Annotated in this window: 20 protein-coding genes; 12 read left to right on the top strand and 8 right to left on the bottom strand. The window is 63.8% G+C overall.

Features of this window, described 5'->3' with window-relative positions; genetic code table 11:
- The first annotated feature begins 24 nt into the window (after positions 1-24).
- Entirely contained in the window at positions 25-945 is a 921-nt protein-coding gene (locus KBX07_RS03130; protein WP_050748763.1) for a sucrase ferredoxin, read from the top strand.
- Here KBX07_RS03130 and KBX07_RS03125 read toward each other — a convergent pair.
- Genes KBX07_RS03125 through KBX07_RS03115 form a run of 3 tightly spaced genes read right to left on the bottom strand, consistent with a single transcriptional unit; the run spans position 932 to position 3,573 of the window.
- Positions 932-1,612, bottom strand: coding sequence for a methionine ABC transporter permease (locus KBX07_RS03125; protein WP_005286491.1), 681 nt, complete (start codon positions 1,610-1,612; stop codon positions 932-934). The two genes, KBX07_RS03130 and KBX07_RS03125, sit on opposite strands and share 14 nt — an antisense overlap.
- Positions 1,613-2,677 (bottom strand): methionine ABC transporter ATP-binding protein, encoded by a 1,065-nt coding sequence (locus KBX07_RS03120; RefSeq protein WP_005286488.1) that lies wholly within the window; start codon positions 2,675-2,677, stop codon positions 1,613-1,615.
- Positions 2,677-3,573, bottom strand: a complete 897-nt coding sequence (locus tag KBX07_RS03115; protein ID WP_005286485.1) for a MetQ/NlpA family ABC transporter substrate-binding protein — start codon at positions 3,571-3,573, stop codon at positions 2,677-2,679. Before KBX07_RS03115 ends, KBX07_RS03120 begins: the two co-directional genes overlap by 1 nt.
- A 200-nt stretch (positions 3,574-3,773) precedes the next feature.
- On the opposite strand from KBX07_RS03115, the gene KBX07_RS03110 reads away from it, so the two are divergent.
- The 4 genes from KBX07_RS03110 to KBX07_RS03095 all read left to right on the top strand — a co-directional run bounded on the left by KBX07_RS03110 (position 3,774) and on the right by KBX07_RS03095 (position 10,440).
- Positions 3,774-6,998: an error-prone DNA polymerase gene (locus KBX07_RS03110; RefSeq protein WP_005286484.1), complete on the top strand. Its 3,225-nt coding sequence runs from the start codon at positions 3,774-3,776 to the stop codon at positions 6,996-6,998.
- Positions 6,999-7,266: 268 nt separating this feature from the next.
- The gene (locus tag KBX07_RS03105; protein WP_256022985.1) at positions 7,267-8,541 is read left to right on the top strand and encodes a cytochrome b/b6 domain-containing protein; all 1,275 of its coding nucleotides are present in this window, start codon (positions 7,267-7,269) and stop codon (positions 8,539-8,541) included.
- Positions 8,542-8,638: 97 nt separating this feature from the next.
- A complete protein-coding gene (locus KBX07_RS03100) occupies positions 8,639-9,088 on the top strand; it encodes a PH domain-containing protein (RefSeq protein ID WP_040423902.1) in 450 nt (149 codons plus the stop codon).
- Positions 9,085-10,440 carry a PH domain-containing protein gene (locus KBX07_RS03095; protein WP_005286467.1) on the top strand — a complete coding sequence of 452 codons (1,356 nt, stop codon included), beginning with the start codon at positions 9,085-9,087 and terminating at the stop codon, positions 10,438-10,440. Before KBX07_RS03100 ends, KBX07_RS03095 begins: the two co-directional genes overlap by 4 nt.
- On the opposite strand, the gene KBX07_RS03090 is transcribed toward KBX07_RS03095, so the two are convergent.
- Positions 10,398-10,859, bottom strand: coding sequence for a tRNA (cytidine(34)-2'-O)-methyltransferase (locus KBX07_RS03090; protein ID WP_005286463.1), 462 nt, complete (start codon positions 10,857-10,859; stop codon positions 10,398-10,400). The two genes, KBX07_RS03095 and KBX07_RS03090, sit on opposite strands and share 43 nt — an antisense overlap.
- A gap of 36 nt (positions 10,860-10,895) precedes the next feature.
- On the opposite strand from KBX07_RS03090, the gene KBX07_RS03085 reads away from it, so the two are divergent.
- From KBX07_RS03085 to KBX07_RS03055, 7 genes are all read left to right on the top strand, one after another.
- Positions 10,896-11,756 (top strand): bifunctional methylenetetrahydrofolate dehydrogenase/methenyltetrahydrofolate cyclohydrolase, encoded by an 861-nt coding sequence (locus tag KBX07_RS03085; RefSeq protein ID WP_040423900.1) that lies wholly within the window; start codon positions 10,896-10,898, stop codon positions 11,754-11,756.
- A 112-nt stretch (positions 11,757-11,868) separates the two neighbouring features.
- Positions 11,869-12,177, top strand: coding sequence for a DUF3017 domain-containing protein (locus tag KBX07_RS03080; protein ID WP_050748844.1), 309 nt, complete (start codon positions 11,869-11,871; stop codon positions 12,175-12,177).
- A gap of 6 nt (positions 12,178-12,183) precedes the next feature.
- Entirely contained in the window at positions 12,184-12,792 is a 609-nt protein-coding gene (locus KBX07_RS03075) for a trans-aconitate 2-methyltransferase (protein ID WP_005286455.1), read from the top strand.
- A gap of 166 nt (positions 12,793-12,958) precedes the next feature.
- Positions 12,959-13,939 carry an ABC transporter ATP-binding protein gene (locus KBX07_RS03070; RefSeq protein ID WP_005286452.1) on the top strand — a complete coding sequence of 327 codons (981 nt, stop codon included), beginning with the start codon at positions 12,959-12,961 and terminating at the stop codon, positions 13,937-13,939.
- Between the two features lie 33 nt (positions 13,940-13,972).
- Positions 13,973-15,034 (top strand): ABC transporter substrate-binding protein, encoded by a 1,062-nt coding sequence (locus tag KBX07_RS03065; RefSeq protein WP_005286449.1) that lies wholly within the window; start codon positions 13,973-13,975, stop codon positions 15,032-15,034.
- 32 nt (positions 15,035-15,066) lie between these two features.
- Complete coding sequence (locus KBX07_RS03060) at positions 15,067-16,725, top strand: iron ABC transporter permease (RefSeq protein ID WP_005286445.1); 1,659 nt, start codon at positions 15,067-15,069, stop codon at positions 16,723-16,725.
- Positions 16,726-16,759: 34 nt separating this feature from the next.
- Positions 16,760-17,416 (top strand): metallophosphoesterase, encoded by a 657-nt coding sequence (locus tag KBX07_RS03055; protein WP_050748762.1) that lies wholly within the window; start codon positions 16,760-16,762, stop codon positions 17,414-17,416.
- 70 nt (positions 17,417-17,486) lie between these two features.
- Here KBX07_RS03055 and KBX07_RS03050 read toward each other — a convergent pair whose 3' ends face one another.
- The 4 genes from KBX07_RS03050 to KBX07_RS03035 form a co-directional block, all read right to left on the bottom strand.
- On the bottom strand, positions 17,487-18,629 hold the full coding sequence (locus KBX07_RS03050) for a homoserine O-acetyltransferase (protein ID WP_005286439.1): 1,143 nt from the start codon (positions 18,627-18,629) through the stop codon (positions 17,487-17,489).
- Entirely contained in the window at positions 18,626-19,945 is a 1,320-nt protein-coding gene (locus tag KBX07_RS03045) for an O-acetylhomoserine/O-acetylserine sulfhydrylase (protein WP_256002321.1), read from the bottom strand. Before KBX07_RS03045 ends, KBX07_RS03050 begins: the two co-directional genes overlap by 4 nt.
- Before the next feature lie 62 nt (positions 19,946-20,007).
- Positions 20,008-21,612 (bottom strand): hypothetical protein, encoded by a 1,605-nt coding sequence (locus tag KBX07_RS03040; protein WP_256022983.1) that lies wholly within the window; start codon positions 21,610-21,612, stop codon positions 20,008-20,010.
- Complete coding sequence (locus tag KBX07_RS03035; protein WP_256022981.1) at positions 21,609-25,058, bottom strand: DUF5682 family protein; 3,450 nt, start codon at positions 25,056-25,058, stop codon at positions 21,609-21,611. Before KBX07_RS03035 ends, KBX07_RS03040 begins: the two co-directional genes overlap by 4 nt.

Below are 25,058 nucleotides of genomic sequence, written 5' to 3'. Positions count from 1 at the left end.
GCGAGATAGGCTACCCTAAGAAGTATGCCCGCTCCCCGCCAGCCAATGTGTTCCGATGTCGAAGTCGAACCGCTGCCCGGCACCGCCAAAACGGCGGGGACCTATGTCCTGTTCGAGCACCCTGGCCCCTGGAGCCACGATGTTCTCGACGGTGGAACCTTAGGTGAGGAGCTCACCGCGAAGCTCAAAGCGCACCTGAAGAAATTCGATGCCTCGCTTCAGCTCATCCGTCACCCCACGCGGGAGGGGCGCGACATTGACAAGCCGCACCTGTACACCGTCTTCTCGGATGTCGGAATCACGGAGGTCCACCACGTCGATGGTGTTGAGGACCTTCTGGAGATGGATTTCTCCGCGCCGGGCCTCAACGGTGGGCAGACGCGCATCGCGCCACTGTTGCTGGTGTGCACGCACGCGAAGCGCGACCGCTGCTGCGCTGTGAAGGGACGCCCGTTGGTGATGGAGCTGGAGCGGCGCTATCCGTTCCGCCGCACCGGCGACATCGTGTGGGAGACCTCGCATGTCAAGGGGCACCGTTTCGCCCCGGCAATGCTGCTCATGCCGTGGGGGTACAGCTTCGGGCGGATGAATCTGGAGGCCACGGAAGCGATGATCGGCGCGGCGATGCGCGCGCAGTACTTCGTTCCCGGCAACCGAGGACGCGGAACGTTGTCGGCGTCGGCGCAGGCCGCCGAGATCGCCGTGGCTGCCCACTTGCAGAACGAGGGCGAGGATGTCGCCTACGGCCAGTTCACGCTCGTGGACGAAACCGTTGGCGACGGTGCAGCCACAATCGTGTTTGCCGACGATACGCACCGGGGGCCGCGCCAGTTCGCAGTCACCCTTACGCAAAACGAAGCCGCAGGAGTGATTTCCTCCTGCGGCGACGAACCGAAAACGGGTACGTACTGGGGCGTCGAAAAGCTCGAACTTATCGGCGCATGACCTTCCGCGACAGCACGTTGCCCAGCAACTGGGCGAGCTGAACGATGACCACAATGGTGATCACTGCCAGCCACGTCACCTGCGGCTCAAACGCGCGGTAACCGTAGACGATGGCGAAGTCACCCAGACCACCGCCGCCGATGTAGCCGGCCATGGCGGACATGTCGATCACGGCGATGAAGATGAAGGTAAAGCCCAAGATCAGCGGGCCGAGTGCCTCCGGGACGATCACGGTGCGGATGATGCGCCATGGGCCAGCACCCATCGCGCGGGCTGCTTCAATCACGCCGGGGTCGATGGCGACGAGGTTCTGCTCCACGATGCGTGCCACGGTGAACGTCGCGGTCACGCACATGACGAATGTGGCTGCCCCGCGTCCGATCGTCGTGCCCACCACCGACAGAGTCACGGAGTAAAGCATGGCGATCATGATGATGAACGGGATAGGGCGGAAGAAGTTCACCAGGATGTTCAGTGTCCAGTAGACAAACCGGTTCTCCAGCACACCGCCAGCGCGGGTGGTGTAGAGGAACATGCCGATGATCAGGCCGAAGAACCCGCCGACGAGCATGGTGATGATCACCATGAACAGCGTGTCCTGAATGGCCTGGAGGTATGTGGGGCCCAGGCGGTCCCAGTCCATTTGGGCGAGGATCTGCTCAGTCATTTACTTCTCCTCCCCAATCTCAGCAGTGGTGTTGCCGGTGATTTCGTGAATGGTGGTGGTCTCCTGCATTCTGCGGTAGAACTCCTCGATGGCGCGGTTGTCGCCGGTCAGGCGCACCGTCATTTTGCCGAAGGACTGTTCCTGCAGGGTGGTCACGCTGCCGTGCACGACATCGAGCCCCACGCCCTGCTCCTGCAGCTTCGCGGCCGCGGAGAAGACCCCGGAGTTCGACGACAAGTCGACGGTGAACAGTCGGCCGTCGCCGCCCAAGAGTTCGCGCTCTTCGCTTTTCGACGGAGTGTTGCGCAACGACGTCGACACAAACCGCTGCGCCACGTGCGTTTTCGGATTAGAAAACACGTCGTAGACAGAGCCGTATTCGACGACCTTGCCGGCCTCCATGACAGCGACCTTGTCCGCGATGGCGCGGATGACGTCCATCTCGTGGGTGATCACGACGATGGTGATCCCGGTGCGCTGGTTGATCACCCGCAACAGTTCCAGGACTTCCTGGGTGGTTTCGGGGTCGAGGGCGGAGGTGGCCTCGTCGGCAAGCAACAGCGAGGGATCCGTGGCAAGCGCACGGGCGATGCCGACGCGCTGCTTCTGGCCGCCGGACAGCTGCTCTGGGTAGTTCTTGCCGCGCTCACCCAGGCCGACGAACTCGAGGAGCTCCTGCACGCGGGCGGCGCGCTCGGACTTGCTCATGTCCGTCATCTTCAGCGGGTACTCAACATTGCCTGCCGCAGTGAGCGAGGTGAGCAGGTTGAACTGCTGGAAAATCATCCCGATGCTGCGGCGCACGTCGCGCAACTGCTTGCCAGGCATGCCGACAATGTTGGTGCCGTCGAGCAGAATCTCACCGGAAGTCGGGGTGTCCAGCCCGTTGATCATGCGCACGAGGGTGGACTTGCCGGCACCCGAATATCCGATGACGCCCAAGATCTCACCGGGTTCAACGGTGAGGTTGACGTTGTCGAGTGCGACGACATCCGCCCCGCCTTTCTTGGAGCGGAACGTCTTGTGGACGTTCCGGAACTCAATCCGGGTGCCGGTGGGTGCCATTACTTGAAGTCCTCTTCCAGGCGCTTGAGGATCTCGTCGAGCTCCTCCTTGGTCTTCTCCACCTGGACAGCGGTGCCGTTGGAGTCCTCGTTCAGAGCCTCGGTGACCTCGTCGGACTGCCAGATCTCCACGAGCTTGTCGTAGGTCGCGTTGTCGACGTCGTCTGCGCGGACAGCGAAGATGTTGATGTACGGCTCCGCCAGCTCAGAGTTCGGGTCGTCCGCGAAGACAGAAGTGGACGCGTCGATGCCGGCGCGGCCCAACCAGGTGTTGTTGATCACGGCCGGGTCGCCCTGGTTGTAGGCGGTCGGGGTCTGGGACGCGTCGACCGGGGTGACCTCAACCTTGGAGGCATCCTTGTCGATGTCGGCCGGGGTCGGGTTCAGCGTGTCAGCACCGTCCTTGACCTTGACCAGGTCAGCCTGGACCAGCACGTTGATGGCGCGGCCCTGGTTGGACGGGTCGTTCGGGATGGCGACTTTCTGGCCCTCGATGTCGTCGAGGCTGTCGTGGTCCTTCCAGAACAGGCCCAGGGTGTTGATTTCGCCGGAGCCGACGATCTTCAGGTCGTCGCCGGAGGAGGCGTTGTACTCAGCCAGGTACAGGATGTGCTGGAACTTGTTGATGTCGATCTGGTCCTGAGCCAGCGCCGGGTTGACCGGCGGGTACTCGGTGAACGGGGTGAGCTCGAGGGTGATGCCCTCCTTCTCAGCCAGCTCCATGAAGACAGACCAAGCCTTCTGGTCGGAGTCGGTGGTGCCGATCCGGACAACCTGATCGTCGCCGCCGTTGTTCTTGCCGGCTGCGTTGTCTGCCGACTCGTCAGAGCATGCGACCAGGCCGGTTGCCGCCAGAACGGAGGCTGCGGCGGTCGCGATGATGCGGTTGAAGCGCATATCTTTTCCTGCACTTTCTTGCTAGGGGTGGTCAAATATGACTTCGAAAATCTAACACCTAACGGACCGCTTAGTCTAGTTTGGGTTCACACCAACCATTGCTATGCCGGCACTGGATACAGCCCCGTGCCCGTTGCTGATTGGAACAAAGTTTCGACCGCGATTATTCTGGGGGCGTGCGTTTCCATGGCGGCGAGAGAATGTCCTGGTCGCGGCTGGAGAGAATCCTCTCCGGCCGCCCCGGGCCTACTCCTGTGCCCGTCAACCACACGGGCACGCCCGCCGGGGCGGTCTATGCGCCAGAGGGATCCGAAGCAGAAGGCGGCGCCGCGCCGGGGGATGGGTCGGCAGGCACCGCGCCCCGCCGTGCACCTGCCGTCCCGTTCGCCGAGCTGCACGCCGTGTCCACCTACAGTTTCCTCAGTGACACCGGCGGTGCGAGCGAGCCGGAAGAGATCGTGGCCCGGGCGCAAGAACTGGGCCTATCGGCAGTCGGCTTGCTGGACCGGGACGGTTTTTACGGCGCCGTCAAATTCGCTGAGGCAGCGGCAGAAGTGGGCATGCCCACAGTCTTCGGTGCGGAGCTGTCGCTCCCGCGCGACGATGGCGGCCCAGGCGATGACTCGGTGATTCCGCTGTCCGTCATCGCCCGCGGCCCCGAAGGCTACCGCCGCCTGTCGCACCTCATGGCCGCCGCCCACATGGCAACGGGGGAGAAAGACAAAGTCCTCTATCCGCCCCTGCCGGTGATTGCCGATGAGCTTGCCGGGACGTGCACCGTCCTGGCCAGCTGGCAGTGGGCGGACCGTATCGATGATTTGATCGAATACTTCGGCCCCGACCGGGTTGTGCGCGAATTCACTGCCACCATGCTCCCCGAAGACGCCGACCATAACGAGGCGTTGCGTGCATACCCGCACGTCCCCGCGATCATCAGTGCGGCACCCGGGGCGGCTACGCGCCAGGGGGCGAGGTTGGCGGGGGCGAAGAGGTCGCTGGCGCGTCGTCAAGCAATGGGCGTTGCGTACTGCGACCTGCACCCAATGGGCGCGAACTGGCTGCGCAGCGGCGAGCAGCTGCTCGCGATGGCACCGGGGTGCGCGGACATGCTTGCAGCCACCGTCGATCTGGCGGCCGAGTGCGCGTTCACACTCAACCTTGTCGCGCCGCAACTGCCGCTCTTTCCCACGCCCGACGGCCACGACGAAATGAGCTGGCTGCGCCATCTCGTGCGTGTCCGCGGCGAGGAGCGCTACGCCTCGCGTCCCGCTGACGTGCGTGAGCGGGCGTGCACACAGATCGAGCACGAACTGAACGTCATCGAGCAGCTGGGGTTTCCGGGCTACTTTCTCATCGTCAACGACATTGTGGACTTCTGCCGCGAGTCCGACATCCTGTGCCAGGGGCGCGGGTCGGCGGCGAACTCGGCGGTCTGCTTCGCCCTGGGGATCACCAATGTGGAGCCGATCTCGGCGCAGCTGCTGTTCGAGCGATTCCTCTCGCCGGACCGCGACGGGCCGCCGGACATTGACATTGATATCGAATCCGGCCGCCGCGAGGAAGCAATCCAGTACGTCTACCGCACCTACGGCCGCGACAACGCCGCGCAGGTGGCCAACGTGATCACGTACCGGTCGAAGGGTGCGGTGCGCGACGCCGCCCGCGCGCTCGGATACCCGCAGGGTGCGGCAGATGCCTGGTCAAAGGGGCTCTCAGAACCGCCGAGTCTTGTCTCTTCGCTAGCCGAGCAATTGCGCGGCCAACCCCGCCACCTGGGCATCCACTCCGGCGGCATGGTCATTTGCGACCGCCCGATTGCCGACGTCGTGCCCGTCGAATGGGCCCGTATGGAGGACCGGTCGGTGGTGCAGTGGGACAAGGACGATTGCGCGTCGGCAGGCTTGGTCAAGTTCGACCTGCTCGGCCTGGGCATGCTCGAGGCGCTGCACCACATGATCGACCTCGTGCGCGAGACCACGGGCCGCGAGGTGCGCTTGTGGGAGCTTCCGCTTGACGACGCTTCCGTGTACGACATGCTCGCCCGCGCCGACGCCGTCGGAGTCTTCCAGGTGGAGTCCCGCGCCCAGATGAACACGCTGCCGCGGCTGAAACCGCGCGAGTTCTTCGACCTGGTGGTGGAGGTCGCCCTGATCCGCCCCGGCCCGATTCAGGGCGGGTCGGTGCACCCGTACCTGCGCCGCCGCGACGGGCGCGAGCCAATCGAGTTCGATCACCCGGTGCTGGAGAAATCCCTCGGCCGGACGCTGGGCATTCCGCTGTTCCAAGAGCAGCTCATGCAAATTGCTGTCGACGCCGCAGGCTTCACCGGCGCCGAAGCCGACTCTCTGCGCCGCGCCATGGGGTCGAAGCGGTCACCGGCGAAGATGGAGGCGCTGCGGCAACGCTTTTTCGACGGTTGCCGTGAGACGAACGGCATTGACAGCGCCGTCGCCGACCGACTTTGGCAGAAGATCGTCGCGTTCGCCGCCTACGGGTTCCCGGAGTCCCACTCCCAGTCGTTCGCGTCGCTGGTGTACTTCTCCGCCTGGTTCAAGCACTACTACCCGGCGCAGTTCTGCGTCGGTCTGCTGCGCGCGCAGCCGATGGGGTTCTACTCGCCGCAGTCGCTCATCCAGGACGCGCGCCGCCACGGCATTGACGTGCTGCCGGTCAGCGTGAATGAATCTGGGTGCGAAGCGCGCTGCGTTGTGGATGCTGTTTCCGGTGCGGATCCTGCCATCCGGGTAGGCATGAACCTGATCAAGGGGCTGGGCGACAAAGCCGCTGAGCGGATCGAAGCTGCCCAGCCGTTCACTGGCATTCCTGACCTGTCGCGCCGGGCTGACTTGTCGGTCGAGCACGCCGAGGCTTTAGCGCGAGCCGGCGCGCTGGACTGTTTCGGGGTGGACCGCAGGCAAGCACTGTGGCAGGCAGGTGTTGCCGCCACCGAGCGAGACGGGATGCTTCCTGGGCTTTCTGCGATCTCGGCACCGGCACTGCCCGGCATGAACGCCTTCGAGCTCATGGCTGCCGACGTTGCCGCCACCGGTGTCACCCCCGGCTTGATGCCGATGGAGATGCTGCGCGGGGCGCTGGGCGCCACCGGAGTCGTCGCCGCCGCGGACCTCATGAGTGTTGAGGACGGCACCCGCGTGCGCATCGCCGGTGTGATCACCCACAGGCAACGCCCCGTCACCGCCGGTGGGGTGACCTTCATGGGTCTGGAGGACGAAACCGGGCTGATGAACGTGGTCATTCCCGTTGGGCTGTGGAACCGCCAGAAAGTGCTTGCCCGCACCGCCAAAGCACTGATCATTCGCGGCATAGTGGAAAACGCCACCGGCGCGGTGAGCATCATCGCCGACAAATTCGAGCCGCTGGAGATGGGTGACTGGCTCGCCCGCGGGGCGCGTGACTTCCACTAGCGGGGGCAGGTGCCAGGTGGGCGCCGGGGGAGGCAGTCAGTCGGGGTAGAGCCAGACCGGAATACTGCTCGATTCTGGGGTGGAATACTGCTCGGCAATATCAACCGAAACGCATGCTTTTGACCTGCACGTTTGCGTGAGCAGTATTCCGGAAAACCGCCAACAGTATTCCAAGGCCGATCCTGCAAGAGGGGAGTGTGAATCTAAAGGCCACCCAGAGCGACTTAAATTCAGAGCACCCCTCGAGGTTGGATAGTCTGATTCTGTAATGACTGGAAACAACATCCCCAAAGCGGGCGACACTCCGAACGCCAACGTTCCTGCAGCGCCCAAACCCCCGGCCGCCCCAAGCGCGCCGGCTGCACCAGCGGCTCCCGCAGCGCCGAAGCCCCCGGTGGCCGCGCCAGCTGCTCCCGTGGCGCCCAAACCGCCGGCTGCTGCACCGAAACCGCCCGCTGCGCCTACAACACCTGCAGCACCTGCTGCACCGAAACCGCCCGCTGCGGCACCAGCTGCTGCTGCACCGAAACCCCCGGCTGCTGCGCCGGCTCCCGCCGCACCCAAACCGGCTGCAGCCAAACCTGCTCCCACCACACCCGCTGGGGAGAAGAGTGGTGGGGGGACGACGGTGGCGCGGGGCGTCGATAAGCGGAGGCGCTGGGTGTGGATCGCTGCGGTGGTCGCACTGGTGTTGCTTGCACTGGGTGTCTGGGGCGCCCGAGCGTTCCTGGGTACGGAGACGGGCCAGGAGTTCGTGGAGAAGTACCCCGGTTATGCACCGATGCCGGAGAGCGCGCCGGTGGGCATTCCCGCGTGGCTGAACTGGTCGCACTTTTTCAACATGTTCTTGATGGTGCTGATCATCCGGACGGGCATGCAGATCCGCACCGAGCGCCGCCCTGAAGCGTACTGGCGGCCGAAGAAGGGCGGGCGGAAGATCAGTTTGACGCTGTGGTTCCACCAGGTGCTCGATATCTTGTGGGTGGTCAACGGGCTGGTGTTCGGTGTGCTGCTGTTTGTAACGGGGCAGTGGATGCGGATTGTGCCGACCAGCTGGGGTGTTTTCCCGAATGCGGTCTCGGCCGGGCTGCAGTATCTGTCCTTGAACTGGCCCACGGAAAACGGCTGGGTCCACTACAACGGCCTGCAGCAGCTGGCGTACTTCATCACAGTGTTCGTGGCGGCACCGCTGGCGATCCTGTCGGGTGTGCGCATGAGTAGCTTCTGGCCGGCCAACTCGGCCCGATGGAACAAGGTCTTCCCTGCGCAAGCGGCGCGGGCGATGCACTTCCCGGTGATGATCTACTTCGTGGTGTTCATCGTGATTCACGTCGGGCTGGTCTTGGCTACTGGCGCGCTGCGCAACCTCAACCACATGTACGCGGCGCAAGGCTCGACGGACCCGTCGGAGTACGCGGGGAACTGGACGGGCTTGATCATCTTCCTGGTGTCGCTGGCGGTGGTCGCGGCGGCGTGGGTGGCGGCTCGTCCGGCGACGCTTGCACCGCTTGCCCGGCGCTTCGGTGAGGTCACCGCACGCTAGGCTGAACCGCATGCAGGGCGCCCACGAAGCAGAATCGCCGGATCGCCGCCGTTCGCACCTGAACCAGCCAGCACAGATGCCTACTGATGTCAGTGGCATGAATCCGGTGAGCCGCAAGCTCATCACCGCGCGCTATATCTCGCAGACGATCTGGGCTGCGGTCCTAGCTGGCAGCTTCGGCCTTGCCCAGTTTCAGCTTGGCGGCGTGTGGTGGTGGGGTGCTGCCGCCATCGGCCTCTGGTATGTCTTTCAGCTGATCATGATTCCGTTGCGGGTGCGCAATACCGGCTGGTTGGAGACAGACAATGAGCTGCTGATCACCAAAGGCAAGATCACCCAGAATTTCACAGTGGTGCCGTACGGCCGGATCCAGTACGTCGATGTCAGCACCGGCCCATTCACGCGTCCGCTGGGGCTTAAAGAGTTGGCACTGCACACGGCCTCCGCGACAACGGACGCGACCATTCCGGGGCTACCCGCCGAGGAAGCGGATGCGCTGCGTGAGCGGCTTGCGTTCCAAGCTCGTGAACGGATGAGCGGGCTGTGAATACTGTCCCGCGGTACCGCCGCGTCCACCGTCTGACTCCGCTGCTGCGCGTGTGGGCTGGCGTGGCGGCGATTGTCACGCTGATCGTGTTCAACTTCTTCACGTTCGTGACCGATGCGTTGCGTGAGCGCGACCTGACATGGGCCACCATCGGCCAGGTCGCCGGCGGGGCAGGGGTGGCTCTGTTTCTGGTTTTCCTCGGTTCGCAGGTGTGGTGGTACCGCACGACTTTCCGCCTCGGCACGGATGAGGTGGAGCTAACACGGGGCGTCATCTCCACCAAGGTGCGCGCGGCGCGGTACGACCGTATCCAAGCTGTCGACGTGGTCGAGCCGCTCGCCCCACGCCTTATCGGCCTTGCGGCTGTGCGCGTCGAGGCAGCCGGAGGGTCCAACTCTGCCATCGAGATCGGCTACCTACCCCGCACGGAAGCAGAGAATGTCCGCACGGAACTACTGCGAAAGATCGCGCAGCAGGGCACCGACGAGCAGCTGGACACGCTCACACAAACTGCGGGTGCCTATCTCGTTGAACCGATTCCGGTTGCGCGCTCGCTCGCCGGCGCGGCACTGCGTCTGACCACGGTGTTCACGGTCGCATGGTCGTTCATTCCGATCTTCACGGAGCTCACCCTGGCGGTCATCCTCCCGGTCCTGGCCGGGTTCATCCCGCAGATCTGGCGGCAGATCGACCAGTCATGGCGCTACACCGCGACGCTGGACGGCGACGTTGTGAACTTGAGCTACGGCCTAGCCAACCGCCGCCGCCAAGCAGTGCCGCTGGATCGGATCCACGCGATCGGACTGTCCCAGCCGGTGCTGTGGCGCATCTTCGGGTGGTGGTCGGTCACCGTCAACATCGCCGGTTACGGCCGCGAGTCGAATAAGCAGTCCGGCACGTCGCGGCTGCTTCCCGTCGGTTCGTACGAGCAAGCGGTCGCGCTCATCGAGGCGATCAGCCCGCTCACCCGCACGCACATCACAGAACCCGACTGGGATCTCCGCTCGCCGAAGCACGCACGGATCCCATCGCCAATTGACGCGTCCCACCAAGCTGTCTCCCTCGACCTCATGGGCGGCATCCCCATGGCGACCACGAGGTACGGCCTGCTGAGCCGCCGCTTCGCATTCATCGAAGTGCCGCACATCCAAGAAATCACGTTCCGCCAGGGCCCGATTCAGCGCCGTCTCAACCTGGCGCACGTGCGCTTCGAGCTTGTCCCCGGCACCGTGAAGATGTGCGCGCGCGACCTCGCTACGTCCGACGCCTGGGCGCTTATCGACGAGCTCCGCACCCGCAAACTTCCCCCTCACACCCCGCCGGGGAACCCCAACTGCCGCCACGCCTCGTAGGAGGCCACGGCAGCCGAGTTGGCCAGGTTCATCGACCGGCGCCCGGGCAGCATCGGGATGCGCAACTGGTCTGTCACGCGCGGGTGGTGGGAGTGCTCCTCGGGCAATCCCGTCGGCTCTGTGCCGAAGAGAAGCGCATCTGTGTCCCGGTACTCCACGTCTGTGTAGTGGCGGGTGGTGTGGGTGGTGAAGGCGAAGATGCGTGCGTCGATAAGCGACGCGAAGCAGGACTCGATGTCCTCATGAATCTGCACGTCGGCGAGGTCGTGGTAGTCCAGGCCGGAGCGTTTCAGATGCTTGTCATCCAGCAGGAAGCCCAACGGTTTGACCAGGTGGAGCGTGAACCCGGTGCCCGCGCAGAGGCGGATCGTGTTGCCAGTGTTGCCGGGGATGACGGGGTTGTCGAAGATCACGTGCACGCCGCTTAGTCTAAAGCTCGGTCTAAGATGACGGGTGTGACTGCGATCAAACTGGACGGAAAACTCTACCGCGAAGAAATCTTCGCCGACCTTCAAGCTCGTGTAACTCGCTTGAAGGAGAAGCATGGTGTGACGCCGGGCTTGGCCACGGTGCTTGTCGGTGAGGATCCCGCCAGCCAGAACTACGTGCGCATGAAGCACAAGGACTGCGAGGAGCTGGGCATCGCGTCCATCATGAAGGAGCTGCCGGGGGATTGCACCCAGGAAGAGCTCGACGCGGTCATCGAGGAGCTCAACAACGACGACGCGGTCACCGGCTACATCGTGCAGCTGCCGCTGCCGAAGCACCTCGACGAGAACCGTGTGCTGGGTCTGATCGACCCGGATAAGGACGCTGACGGCCTGCACCCGGTCAACCTCGGCCGCCTCGTGCTCAACGAGCCCGCCCCGCTGCCGTGCACCCCCAACGGGTCGCTCGCGCTGCTCGAGCGTTTCGGCGTGGACTTGGACGGCGCAATCGTGTGCGTTATCGGGCGCGGCGTGACCGTTGGCCGCCCGATCTCGCTCATGCTGACCAAGCGCGACGTCAACGCGACCGCCGTGCTCTGCCACACCGGCACCAAGGATCTCGCCGCGGAGACCCGCCGCGCCGATGTCATTATCGCCGCCGCGGGCAAACCCCACATGATCACCGCCGACATGATCAAAGACGGTGCCGCAGTGCTCGACGTGGGCGTGTCGCGTCTCGACGGCAAAACCACCGGAGACGTCCACCCCGACGTGTGGGACAAAGCCGGCTGGGTGTCGCCCAACCCCGGTGGTGTTGGCCCGATGACGCGCACCTTCCTGGTGCGCAACATCGTGGAGAGGGCAGAGCGGATTGCCCACGCCGAGTAGCTCACGCCCAGCAAGACGCCCCCCAAGGCGCCCTGACGTAGACCCGGCGGGGCGGGCCACGACCGCGCCGGTAACCGCGCCTGGGTCTGTTTCGTCGGCTCCTCCGCCGAGCCTGGATAACCCGCACGACATCGGCACCCCACCGTCCCGGCTGCCCGTGCGTGTCCAGCAGATAATGATCGTGCTGTTCGTCCTCGGCTTCGTCGCGGCCTCGCTGTTCTCGGTGACAGAGCACTGGCGCCGAGCGGCATTCACTCTCGGCGTATCTATGCTGTGGCTCACCGCGTGCCGCTTGACGTGCGACTCGCAAGTGATGGGGTTGTTGGCGGTGCGGTCGCGACGTTTCGACGCGCTATTCTCGGCGTCGACAGGCGCACTGCTGCTCTGGTTGGCGCTGTCGGTGGATGCGTTGGGGAGCTAGAGCGCAATGGATATGACGTCTCGCGAAACGCAGGAAGCTTACTCGGACGTGGCGGGCAGGTACATCGATCAATTGGGGAGCATCGATTCTGTCGACGAGGCGGATCGTCTGTTCATCGCGGAAGGTTTCAAAGGCGTCACCAACAGCATTCTCGATGTGGGTTGCGGTCCTGGTCACCTCACGGCGTACCTCAACAGTCTGGGGCATCAAGCTGCTGGAATAGACCTAGTTCCTCAGTTCGTGAATCATGCGCGGAGGGCATATCCAGGCATTGAGTACTCGGTGATCGACATTGAGAGTTTCGAAGGGGACGTCGAGAGCGCGGGTGGGGTGCTGGCGTGGTACTCGCTCATCCACATGACGCCGGAGGACATGCTGACGACCCTCGAAACGCTCTCGAGGATTCTCGTTCCTGAAGGCGTGCTCGTTTATGGCGGGTTCCTTGCCGATTCCCGAAAGCTCTTCGCTCACAAAGTTTTCCCGGCGACGGCGTACTCGGAAGACGACATCACATCCCTTATTGAATACGCAGGCTTTCGGGTTAGCAGAGTGGAAACTCGTCCTGCCACCGCACAGAAGCGTGCACATATTGCTGTGACTGCAGTGCGAGCCTAGCAGTGGGTTCTAGTCATCAACAGGCGTTGGCTGGGGCTGTTGGCGGACGCACTGAGGTCTAACTGGAGGGTTTCAGATATTTCATAATCTGTTCACTGCGAATCCATAGTTTATTTCATTGGCCACCCCTAGTGTAGGACCGTTAGTTCTTAACGCTGGAGCAGGTATGGATAGTTCGCACGTCTCATTGCGCGGAGTGCGCCGCGAGTTCGCTGACGGAACGGGGTTGCACAAAACCTCGCTGGACATCGCGAAAGGTGAATTTGTCTCAATACTCGGCCCGTCTGGATGTGGAAAGTCGACGCTATTGAGGTGCATCGGTGGACTTGAGACACCGGACGACGGAGTTATTGAGTTTGCAGGCAACGAAGTGTTCGGTCCCAACACCAATGTCCCAGTAAACAAACGCAACCTGTCGATGGTGTTCCAAGATCTCGCGCTATGGCCGCATATGACGGTGGCCAAGAACGTGGAATTCCCGCTGACCACTGGAAATCAGAAAGTGGCAAAAGCGGAGCGCGAAGAACGCGTTGCGCGGGCAATGGACATGGTGGGAATCGGCGCCAAAGCCGAGCAACGCCCGAACGAATTGTCCGGTGGTCAACAGCAGCGCGTTGCTATTGCACGTGCATTGGTGTCCGATCCAGAGCTGTTGCTCATGGACGAGCCGCTGTCTGCCTTGGATGCGGCCCTGCGCACACAGATTCGTTCGGAGCTGACCCGCTTGGCGTACGAGCTGAACCTGACCGTCATTTACGTCACGCACGACCAGTCCGAGGCGTTGGCCATGTCGGACCGCGTCGCCGTGATGAATGCTGGCAACGTCCGCCAATTCGCCGACCCGGTCGAGCTGTACGACCACCCGGCAGATGACTTTGTCGCCGGTTTCGTCGGTGTGACCAACACCCACGAAACGCTTCCGACGAACCGCCCCGAGGACCTCGAGGTCACTCCCCTCGATGGAAAGCGACCGGACACGCAACCGGCGAACTCCATCATCGGCGAGGTGGTGGAGAGCCAATACACCGGTGGACGCTACGAGGTCCGCTGTGTGGTGCCCGGTGCCGCCGATCCATGGCTGGCTTACTCGCGGCACCGCCTCGGCCGAGGTGACAAGGTCCTGCTGACGGTCACCTCGCATTCCTAAATTTTCCCGTTTTTCAACAAGGAGTTTGCTTTCATGAAGAAGTTTGCTGCTGCACTCGTCGGCATTGGTACCGCTCTCGGCTTGGTCGCCTGCGGATCTGTTGAATCGAACGATGATGCTGGATCCACCGGCAACGATGACACCGCCTCCACTGCTGAACAGTGGCAGGCACCGGACGGGTTGTCCGGTTCCATCGACTACTACTCGGCAAACCCGCAGGGTCTTACCGATGCTCTGGTGGAAGCGTTCCAGGAACGCACTGACGTGACCGTCAACGTCTTCGCTGGTACGACCGGTGAAGTCACTGCGAAGATCAAGGCAGAAGAGGCTAACCCTCAGGCTGATGTCGTTTACCTCGCTTCCTGGAGCGCAGCGGACAAGCAGTCTGAAGGTGGCGCACTAGAGGAGTACAAGCCGGAGAATATCGACTCCGCGAACGCTGATTGGAACGCATCCGACGACACGTTCCATGGTCGTGACGGCTCTGCCTTGGCTCTAGTTGCCAACACCGATGTAGTCACTGACATGCCCAAGGACTGGGAGGATCTCGCTGACGAGAAGTACAAGGACCAGGTGATCATGCCGGATCCTCGCGAGTCTGGCACCGCGGCTGACCTGATTGCCGCCATGGTGTCCCAGTGGGGCGAAGACAAAACCTGGGAACTCTTTGACAATCTCTTTGACAACGGCATGATCGTTCAAGGCGCCAACGGCCCGGCTCTTGACCAGGTCACCTCTGGTTCCAAGGGCATTGTCCTCGGCGGCGTGGACTACTCGGCTTACTCCGCTAAAGACAAGGGTGAGCCGATTGAGGTCATCATCCCGTCCTCCGGTACCACGGTGACCCCTCGCCCGGTCATGATCATGAAGTCTTCCGACAACATGGACGCAGCAAAGGCGTTTGTCGACTTCATGTTCTCCGAAGAAGCACAGCAGATTTCTGCTTCCAAGAACATGATTCCCGCTAACAAGAACGTGGATCCGAAGAACGGCCCGAAGCTCGACGAGATTGATCAAATCTCCGACGATTGGTCTGCAATTTCCTCTGAATCGAAGGATCTCCGTGACAAATTCGCTGAGCGCTACCTCTCCTAGGCCGCCAGAGAGTAAGGACAAGTTCTAAGGCGATGAGAACGAGAGCTAAAACTAACGCCGGTGTGTACCCGGTGCTGCTGATCTTGCTAGTGCTGGTTGCGGCGCCGCTCGTGTCCGTCCTGGTCACCGCAGTGACGGGCTACCGGGACGAGGATTCTGCACTGCACACCCTCTTCCGTCCCGAAATGCTTCGGGTCATCTGGAACACAGTTTGGCTTTCGTTCCTCGTCGTCATGTTCTCCACCCTCTTCGCTGCTCCGCTAGCCTTCCTTCGCGCTTGGACACCCATGCGGAAGGCAGAATGGGTAGAGGTCATGATCATGATCCCGTTCATGACGCCGCCTTTTGCCGCAGCTCTGGCGTGGATGGACTTCACACGCCTGCGCGGCGTTGCGGACATGCTCCTCGGCCCCGCGCTCGGTGACGCGGTCCGTTCCGCGATCAACTCGGTGTGGGGTATGGGCTTCATCATGGCGGCGGAACTCTTCCCGTTCCTGTATCTCATCCTCAGAAATGCCTTCGCCTCTATTCCGGCTTCGCAGCTGGAAATGGCGCAAGTGGCAGGGGCGAGTCGCTGGCAGCAATTCAGCCGTGTGGTCGCTCCCATTGTGCTCGGGCCGTACTCGCTAGGAGCACTCATTGTCTTCATTAAGGCCGCGGGTGAGTTCGGTACTCCGGTCACGCTCGGTAACGCGATCGGGTACCCGGTTCTCGTTTCCTCTATCTACCAAGATGTGACCATCGATCCGCTGAACTTCTCAAAGGCTGCTGCATCCTCGAGTGTTCTGTTCACACTGGGCGTGCTCGCTTGGGGTACTCAGCAGTGGGTTGCACGTACTGACTTGGTGAGCGGTGGCCGGGTCTCCCGGGCTGTGCACCTGAACCCCTCGCGCCCCGCGATGGTTGTGGCTTGGATCTACGCTGCGGTGGTGTTCATCCTGTGTGTGGTGATTCCCTACATCTCTATCATCCTCGCGTCGATGACGATCCTGCGTTCAAAGCCGCCGACACTCAACAACCTGACTTTCGATTACTTCAAGATTGTCCTCCAGATGCCGTCCGGGCAGGAGGCGCTAACGCGTTCCATTGCGCTTGGTGCAATTGGTGCAACGACAGCGGTTGTGCTTGCTCTTGCAGTAACGATCTTCACATTGCGTAACCGCACGCTGTCTTCCCGCTTGAGCGACTTCCTTGCAGTGGCTCCCGATACTGTTCCCGGAATCGTGCTCGCGATCGGTTTCATCTTGCTGTGGAACTCTCCGCGTTTGCCGTTTACCCCTTACGGCTCGCAAATCATCCTTGTGATGGCATTCACTGTGCTGTTTGTCCCCATGGCGGTGCAAAACATCAAGACTTCAGCGGTGTCCATGTCGCCGACACTCAGCGAGGCATCCGCCGTTTCGGGTGCTACGCGATGGCAAACGTTCACACGCATCACACTCCCCATGCTTGCCCCAGGAATTTTCGCAGGCTGGCTGCTGGCGTTCTTCGTGGGCATCCGCGAGCTGGTCATGTCGTCTCTGATTAGGCCGTCGAACATCAACCTGCTCGCACCCTGGATCATGAACCAGTTCGAGCAGGGACACAGAGCCGAAGCAATGGCGATGACCCTGATCGGTGTGGGTACATCGACTGCGGTCCTGGTGCTCATCCGATGGTGGCAGGGGCGTGCAAGCCACCAAGCCCGCTAGAGGAACCCTACAGTTTTCGGTTACGGTTCATCTTGTGAGTTCTGTAGCAGTCCTTGCTGACGTACACCTTGGCCGCAAACAGACCGGAGACAAGAAAACCGGGCCCGGAATTGAATGGGCCCTAGAGACCCTTGATCATGCGGCCGCTGCCGGGGCGAGCCACCTTGTCGTGGTCGGTGACATCATCGACCGCAAGCGCTACACCGAGGCCACGTACTCTGAGGTGGCTGCATTCTTCAGCCGTGGGCTCGAACTGTTCGAAACGGTGGTTTTCACCGCGGGCAACCATGACGTCTACCACGATCTCGGCGCCGTCATTCCGCGGGGAGTCATTGTCTCCGGCACACAGCCACACACCATCGAGGTGGGTGAGTGGGCATTGCATTCCGCTGCTGTTGAGGTAGATAGGGACCCGCGCTCACTCGTGAGCGACTTTCCGCACCCTTTACCTCATGCCGTGAACCTTGGGTTGCTTCACACTTCGGTTACCGGCGAGTACTCCAAACACGATTGCCTTCCATGCACGACAGAGGAACTCCTCGCATGCGGGTACGACGCGTGGATCCTGGGCCATGTCCACTCGCAAATCACACTGAACCCTGAGCCTTTTATCGGCTGGGTAGGTATGGGGCGGGCGTATCTCATTGACGTGAACGACGGAGACGTCCGTGTGCAGAACCTGGTGGTGTAAGCACAGGCTGGCACCGCGTTACCTTTTCCGGAGGCTTTTGGTGCGTTCGAACGCATGGAGGGCTAAGCCCCTAGATGTCGTAGTTGCCCTGCTCCTTCGCTAAGTCGCTCGCGGACGGGGTCTGGTCCGCCATGGCAATGAAGTTGCGCAGGATGTGGCCCATTTGGCGGGTTTCCACTAGGAAGGCGTCGTGGCCGACGGGGGAGACGATCTTGTTCATCGCCAGCAGGTTGCCGATGTTGCGCGAGATGTGCTCTTGCTGGTGGAACGGGTAGAGGATGTCGGTGTCCACGCCGACGACCATCGTGGGCACGGTGATTTGTGCGAGCGCCCGGTTCAGTCCGCCGCGTCCGCGGCCGATGTCGTGGCGGGAGAGGGACTCGGTGATGGTGACGTAGGAGCCGGCGTCGAAACGCTCCACGAGCCGCTGGCCCTGGTAGTCGAGGTAGCTCTGCACGGCGAAGCGCTGCTGCCTGTCGCGGAAGGCGCCGAGGGGGTTCTCGCCTGGCTGGGCCATGGTGCCAAAACGCTCGTCAATCTCCAGCTCACCGCGGTAGGTCAGGTGCGCCAGCCTGCGTGCGGCGGACAGGCCTGCATCGGGGGAGCGGCCGGTGCCGTAGTAGTCGCCGCCCTGCCAGTCCGGGTCGCGCTCGATCGCGGAGATTTGCGCGGACTGGATGCCGATCTGCCAGGCGCTCGCGCGCGCAGACATGGCGATGACGCAGGCGTAGTTCGCCCAGTCCGGGTACATCAGCGTCCACTCGAGGGTGCGTGCGCCGCCCATGGAGCCGCCGATCACGGCGTGCATCGAGGTGATGCCGAGCGCCTCTAAGAAGTGGGCTTCGGTGCGCACATGATCGCGTATCGACGTCGCCGGGAACCGCGAGCCCCACTTCCCGCCGTCCGGGTGGTCGCTCGACGGGCCGGTCGTGCCAGAGCAGCCGCCGAGGACGTTCGTGCAGATGACGCAGAAGCGGTCCGTGTCGATAGGCGCGCCGGGGCCGATCAGCCCGTCCCACCACACGACGGCGTTGGAATCGCCGGTCAGGGCATGTTCCACAAGGATGAGGTTGTTGCGGCCGTGGGGATCCCCGTGGAACTCACCCCACCGCTGGTAGGCGACAGTCACGTCGCGGATGACGGCACCAGCCTCCGTCTGGAAGTCACCGATCGGTTGGTGGGTGAGTTCACCTTCGGGCGGAAGCGGGATCATGCGATGGCCGCGAATCCGTGCTCGAGATCGGCGATGATGTCGCGGACATCTTCAATACCGACGGACAGGCGGATCGTCGCCTGCGTGATGCCCGCGCGCGCCAGGCCCGCTTCGTTGGACTGCGAGTGCGTCGTCGACGCCGGGTGCACGACCAGCGAGCGCACATCGCCGACGTTGGCCAGGTTGGAGTGGAGCTTTAGTGCATCGATGAACGCCCAGGCAGACTCGCGGGACGCGTCCGCGATATCAAAGGACAGCACGGACCCGGTGTACTTCAGCCCGAGCTTCTCCTTCGTGGTGTAGTGCGGGGAGCTAGGCAGGCCAGCGAAGTTCACGGTGGCAACTTGCGGATTCGCATCCAGGAATTGTGCGACTTCCAGAGCGTTCGCGTTGTGCTTCTCCACGCGGAGGCCCAACGTATCCATTCCCTGCAGCGCCAACCAGGCGTTGAAGGGGGAGATTGCTGCACCTGTGTCACGCAGGATGCCTGCGCGCGCCTTCACGGCATAGGCCGGTGCACCCACATCCGCGTAAACGAGACCGTGGTACGCCGGGTCGGGGTTGGTGAAATAAGGGAAAACGTCTGCTCCGTCGCGTTGGACGGTCCAGTCGAAAGATCCGCCGTCGATAATCGCTCCGCCGAGCGCCGAGCCATTGCCGGTGTAGAACTTCGTCGTGGAGACGACAACGATGTCCGCGCCGAGCTCAAGCGGCTTGACCAGCGCGGCTGTGGCCATCGTGTTGTCGACAATGAGCGGGACACGGTTAGCGTGGGCGACGTCCGCGATGGCAGGAATGTCCAAGATGTCCGCGATCGGGTTGCCGAAGGTCTCGCCGTAGAACGCCTTCGTGTTGGGCTTGACTGCGGCCTCCCAGGAGGCCGGATCATCCGGATTGTCCACGAACGTGAACTCGATACCGAGGCGGGGGAGGGTGACCTCAAACAGCGTCTCAGTGCCGCCGTAAAGGCGCGGGGAGGTGACAATGTGGTCCCCGGCGCTGGCCAGGTTCGTGATCGCCGCAGTCTCCGCCGCCATGCCGGAGGCGAACGCCACTGCCGCGACACCGCCCTCCAGGGAGGCCAGACGGTTCTCGAACGCGTCCTGCGTCGGGTTGGTGATGCGGGTGTAGATCGGCCCCGGGTCAGCCAGCGCGAACCTCGCCTGCGCGTGCTCCGTGTCGTTGAAGACGTAGGACGTGGTCATGTAGATCGGCTGGTTGCGTGCACCGAAGTCAGAGTCGACATTCTGGCCGGCGTGGACAGCGCGGGTATCAAAACCCCACTCGCCTGCAGCGCTGTTGTCGTATTGAGGCATATTTCCAACCTAGAAGCCCCCTGGTGCAGGGTGCAAGAAAGCCACGTGAATTTTATTCGTGGCTAACAGACGGCGGCAACAGCGAGCCAGCGGCGGGGGAGATCGCTCACGTCGGCGCGGAAACGCCCGTCGAACCCGCGGGTGCCTGCCGCGGCGGCATCGGCTAACCACTCGAGGAGGTCCGCCCGGTGTCCGCTAGCGTGCGCGCGCAGCCAGGCGGCATCGGCCATGAGACGGTCACGGTTGGTTCCCGTCGCCCCGCGCCGCCCCTGCCTGGCGACAGCATCACGCCAGCGCCGCAGCACCGTCGCCGGCTCCACCCGCGATGATGCCACCGCCTTCGGCGCGACGTTTTGGGGGACACCGAGCCAATGCTCATTCGGCCGGTCCAGCCCGGGAAACACCCAGGTGCCGTCGTGGCCGACTCCGATGAGCACCCACGGGGACCGGCCCGGTTCTTCCGGCCGCCGCTCCCGCAGGCGCAGTTGGACTTGTGTTCCCACAGCGCTGGCCAGCACGCGCAACGCCGGGATGCCCAGCCGCTCAGCCGCCGTGGTGACCTGGCAGCGTAGCGGTCCATCTTCAGTCTCAACAACGAGTACCGGGTGCTGGCCGTCGTCTTCCACTCCAGCCAGGACGCCGTCACCGATCCACCAGCCCTGCGCTGGCACAGCGGTCTCATCCGGGGTGCGAGCGCTCGCGCGGACCTTCGCGCCACGGCCCAACCTGCCGTCGGCCGAGGCGGTGGCGTGGGTGAGCAGCAGCCCGCCGCGAGCAAGATCATGGTGGCTCAGCCCAAGTTCAGCAAACCCAGCGCTGGCGCGGTACGCCTGATCCACCTGTGTCTCATCCCCGGGAACCACAGACGGCAGCTGCCAGACGTAGCCGTCGCGTTCATCGACAAGGTAGGTGATCACGCCGGCGTAGCCAGACTTGGTCAACACTGGCTCGCACGCCCATCCGCGCAGCTTCAAACCACCCACCGGTTGGTAGGTTCGCCGCGCTGTGCCGACGGCATCGATGCTCAGTGTTTTCGTTTCGTGACCGTGCCGCAGTTGGTGGGTCGCTAACGTGGCATCGACCAATAGCGAGATGGCAGCCTCCGTCACTCGCCCGTCTGCACTACTCAATTCACCGTGCAGTCGGGCGAACGCCCCCGCCAATAACGGAAGGCGCTGCACTCGCCCAGCGGACACAGTCCAGAGGACCGACGAACTGTCCATCGCGGTGAGGCCGCCCAATCCGCGGTCAAGCAAGCCCCTTAAGCATTCTTCAGCGAGGGAAAGGGTGGCCAACTGGTCATCAGTGAGCGATAACGGCTCGTCGACGGATGCGGGATCTGCGGCGCCGTCCACGTCGGCGGGCTCGGACAATTCTGCGGGATCTGCGGTGTCGTCAGGGCTGGCCGCTGCAGGCGGGCAGGCCATGAGGACCTGGGCGAGGTGGAGACATCGTGGGCTGAGCAGGCAGTCGCATTCCGCACTGGCAGGCGGGTTCAGCGTCACAGTGGCGGTGCCGACGGTCGCGGTGGTGCCGCTGATCGTCCAACTGTCCGGGTCGGCGGAGCCCAGGCGCTTCTGCAGGCGGCCGGGGAGTGCCTCGATCGTGGCGGCGACAAAGGCCGGGTCCATGCCAGGCAGGTCGTGGCGGGAATCCGTGTGCGTCATTGCTGCACCTGCTCTGCCACCCACCGGGCCAGGGCTGTTGGGGAGACCGCGGAGACAGCCATGCCGACGTCCGCGAGCTGCCCGGCGATTCCTACGTTGTACCGGGCCTGCCCTGTGTCATCCAGGGCGGCGCACCCGAGTAGCCGCACCCCTGCATTGTTGAGCGCCTGAACGCGGGCCAACAACCTTTCCACGGAGCCGTATTCGTCGAAATCGCTGATGGTGATCAGCAGCGTGCGCGACGGCACAGTCACGTGCTCGTGGGCCACTGCCAGTGCTCCCGCGATGTTCGTGCCGCCGCCGATGTGGATCTCCAGCAGCAGAGATAGAGGGTCCGAGACATGCCCGCTGAGATCAATTACCTCGGTGGAGAACGCGAGGAACGTCACCGATAAAGCGTCTACCCCGGACAGGATGGAGGCAGTGAGCGCCGCGAACACTGTCGATGGCTCCATCGATGCAGACACATCCACGACAACGATGACATGCCACTCGGACCGTTTAGCGATGGGTTGGCGGAAGATCGGTGTGGCCACCACCAGCTGGGGTGTGCCGTCGCTGTCAAGCACAGCGTGGCGCAGATTGCGGTGAATCGTGCTCAGCGGGTCCAATTCCGGGGAGGGGCGTGTGCTGGGACGCCATCCTTGCAAGCCGCGCAGGGCGGGACGCAGCTGGCTGGCCAGCACCTGTGTCAGTTCCTCGACCATGCGCCGAAGCACCGGGCGCAGTTTGTCCAGGACGGATTCGGGCACGCCGCCAGCGAGGGTGAGAACGTCGCTTAGCAACTCCACGGATGCGCGCGGCTGCGTCTCTGTGAGCAGCTCCATGGCGTACGGGTGGCGCGTGTCTACCGCGGTGGCCGCGATGTCCTCGCGCACCTCTTCACCGAAGAGCGCGTCGAGCTCGTCGACCCAATCGCGTGCTGTGGGGTAGGGCGGTTCGTTGCCGGCGCGCCCGCCCATGGACCCGGCGGTGGAGCCTTCACCTTCGCCGCGTCCGTAAAGCTGGTCGAGACTGCGCGCCAAGCGGCGCTGGGTAGGGGACGGGTTTTCCTCACGTCGCCGTCCCAGCACCAAAGACCACCGCTGCGCCGGCGTCAGTGCCGCAGACGCCAGCCCGAGCCGCTGCAGGCGTTCCCAGGCGGCGATGTCGTCGGCTGCCCAGCGGCCGAGCTCTTCGACCGGCACGTTGACAGGGCGCGCCCGGTCAGCACCGACAGCGTCCATGAGACGTTCACGTTCGGCGGCGGACAGCGGGTCGAAACCGCCGCGCAACGCGGGAAGGCGGGCGATGAACACAGCCTCTTCGAGATCTTCGACGCCTTCGCGGAGGTCGTCGAGGAGGTCGGAATCGTCGGTAAGCAATTCGGGGCTCGCACTGATGAACCCCGTCAACCAGCGGCGCAGGTCCATCCGGCCCGAGGAGGTGGCGGCAGCACGGATTCGCGTAGCGATGCTGGGCAGATCCTCCGGTTGTGCCCCAAGCCGGTGCAATAGTGCGGTAGCTGCGCCCTGCATCAGCGGGGACGCATCTGCGACGAATCCTGTGAGGGTGTGCGCAAGCCGCACTCCGAAGTCGGTGTGCTGCAGCGCGACAAGATGCCCTAACGCGGCGGCATCGTCCGGTTCGTCGCTGCCTGCAAGCCCGCTGACTTGGGCGACCGCGGCGCGCGAGAGGATGTCCAGCGCTTCCGCGATCGCTTTACGACGCTCCGGCCCCACCCCCAGCATCCCCGCCACGGTTCCTTCGCTCATGGCCACTACGGCAGTGAGCACGCCTGCCAATGTGCTCACTCCGGCGCGACCTGGCAGCGTGTCTGCCACCGCACCCAGCCACCAGTCGAACTCGTCGAGCAGGCCCGCGGCGGCGGCATCCGCGAGACCCGTGGCGAGAACATAGTCGGCAGTCACGTCATCCGCATCGTCCACCGGGTTCGGCCGGCGTGCGCGCAGCGTGCCCGCCGCGACTTGTTCCACGGTCACTCCGTAGCGGGAGGCACGGGCGAGACTGGCATCGGTAGCGGCGTCATACAGCACCGTCCACCGCGTACTCACTGCCTGTGCGCCTCCGACACCAGCGACGTGGTCGGGAACGGCATAGCCGATCGCGGCGACTCGGCAGCGGTGTAAGAACACCTCGCGGCGGGTGTCCAGCGTGTCTTGCGGCGACGAGTTTTTCAGGCGCAGCGGCTCCAACGTGAGTTCGCGCGAGGGCTCCCCCGGTCCGGGCAAGCGCAGATCCTCAATCTGTGCGAGGAATTCGGGGGCCAATCCGGACTTCGGAGTACCCGGCGCAAGCTGGCCCACGTCAGCGCCCACGAGAATGCTTTGGGCGACCCGGGCGACGACGCGCCCGCGCCCGAGCACATCACCCTGGGCGAACACGCTTGTGCACGCTTCCAACAGCTCGCGGCGCCCCGGCACCGGGAGTGCCCGTAGCGCCGCGAGATCGAGCGCCATGCGGTGCGCCTCTTGGATCTCACCCGGGCCGCAGGGGTGCCCCTGCGCGCGGATGCCGGACGCCATGCGGGTCAGCAAAGTAGCCACGGCGTCCTCGAACGCAGCCCGGTCGCCCCCGTACTCCAGCACCGCCTCCTGCCAGCGCGGGTCGCGAATGCCCGAGGGATAGCCCGACCGAGAATCCAACAGCGCGTGAGAATACGGGACCAGGCTCGCCGTTGTTGTGCGGCTGTTCCGCAGCGGCTGAAGTTCGCTGAGCAGCGCGGCGTCCACTGTCGCGTCTTCGCTGATGCGGGTCTCGGTGAGCGCCGGGCTGTGCCACGCGCCCGTAACTGCCGCGATGCGGGGGCCGTGTTCGGCGCGGGCGCGGCGGATGCCCTCACGCATGGAGGCTTCGCGGGCAGCGGTACGGGCATCAAGCGGCTGGCCCTGCCGGTACGCCCAGCCGAAGGCCAACGCGGCGCGCCGGACCGCCTCGCCGCTCGCCCCGGCAGAAGGCACTTCGACTAGGCGGTCCCACGCGTCGTCGTGGTGGTCGGCGCCTACGTAGGTGTCAAGGAAGCGGCCCACGCTCGAGGTGGGGTGCTCGCTGACATCGGGTGTATCCCCCTCGGCTGGGCTCGCGCCGGGGGAGAGGTCCGCGCAGATAACCGGCACCCCGTGCGCGTGTGCCCAACGCAGTGCGGTGAGCTCCGGGCTGAAGTCAGCCATCGGCCAAAAACTGATCCCGCCGCCGTCATCAGCAACTGCGAACGCCAGCGGTGCGACAGCATCGGGGTGGGCGATCCATTCGCACCACGGCGCTGCTTCTTCCGGCATTTCCAGCACCAGCGCATCCGGTTGCGCGTGGTCTAAAAGTTCCGGCAGCACGCGTGAGAGCGACGGGGAATGGTGGCGCACACCGATCAGGTACACAGACTCGCCGGCGAGCTTATCGACGGCCCCCGCAACCTCCGGTTGTCGAACTTCCGTGTTGTATCTGGCCAT

It is taken from the genome of Corynebacterium sp. CCUG 70398, assembly GCF_024454055.1.
Classification (GTDB): Bacteria; Actinomycetota; Actinomycetes; order Mycobacteriales; family Mycobacteriaceae; genus Corynebacterium; species Corynebacterium genitalium.
This window is presented reverse-complemented; position numbering and strand designations above follow the sequence as displayed.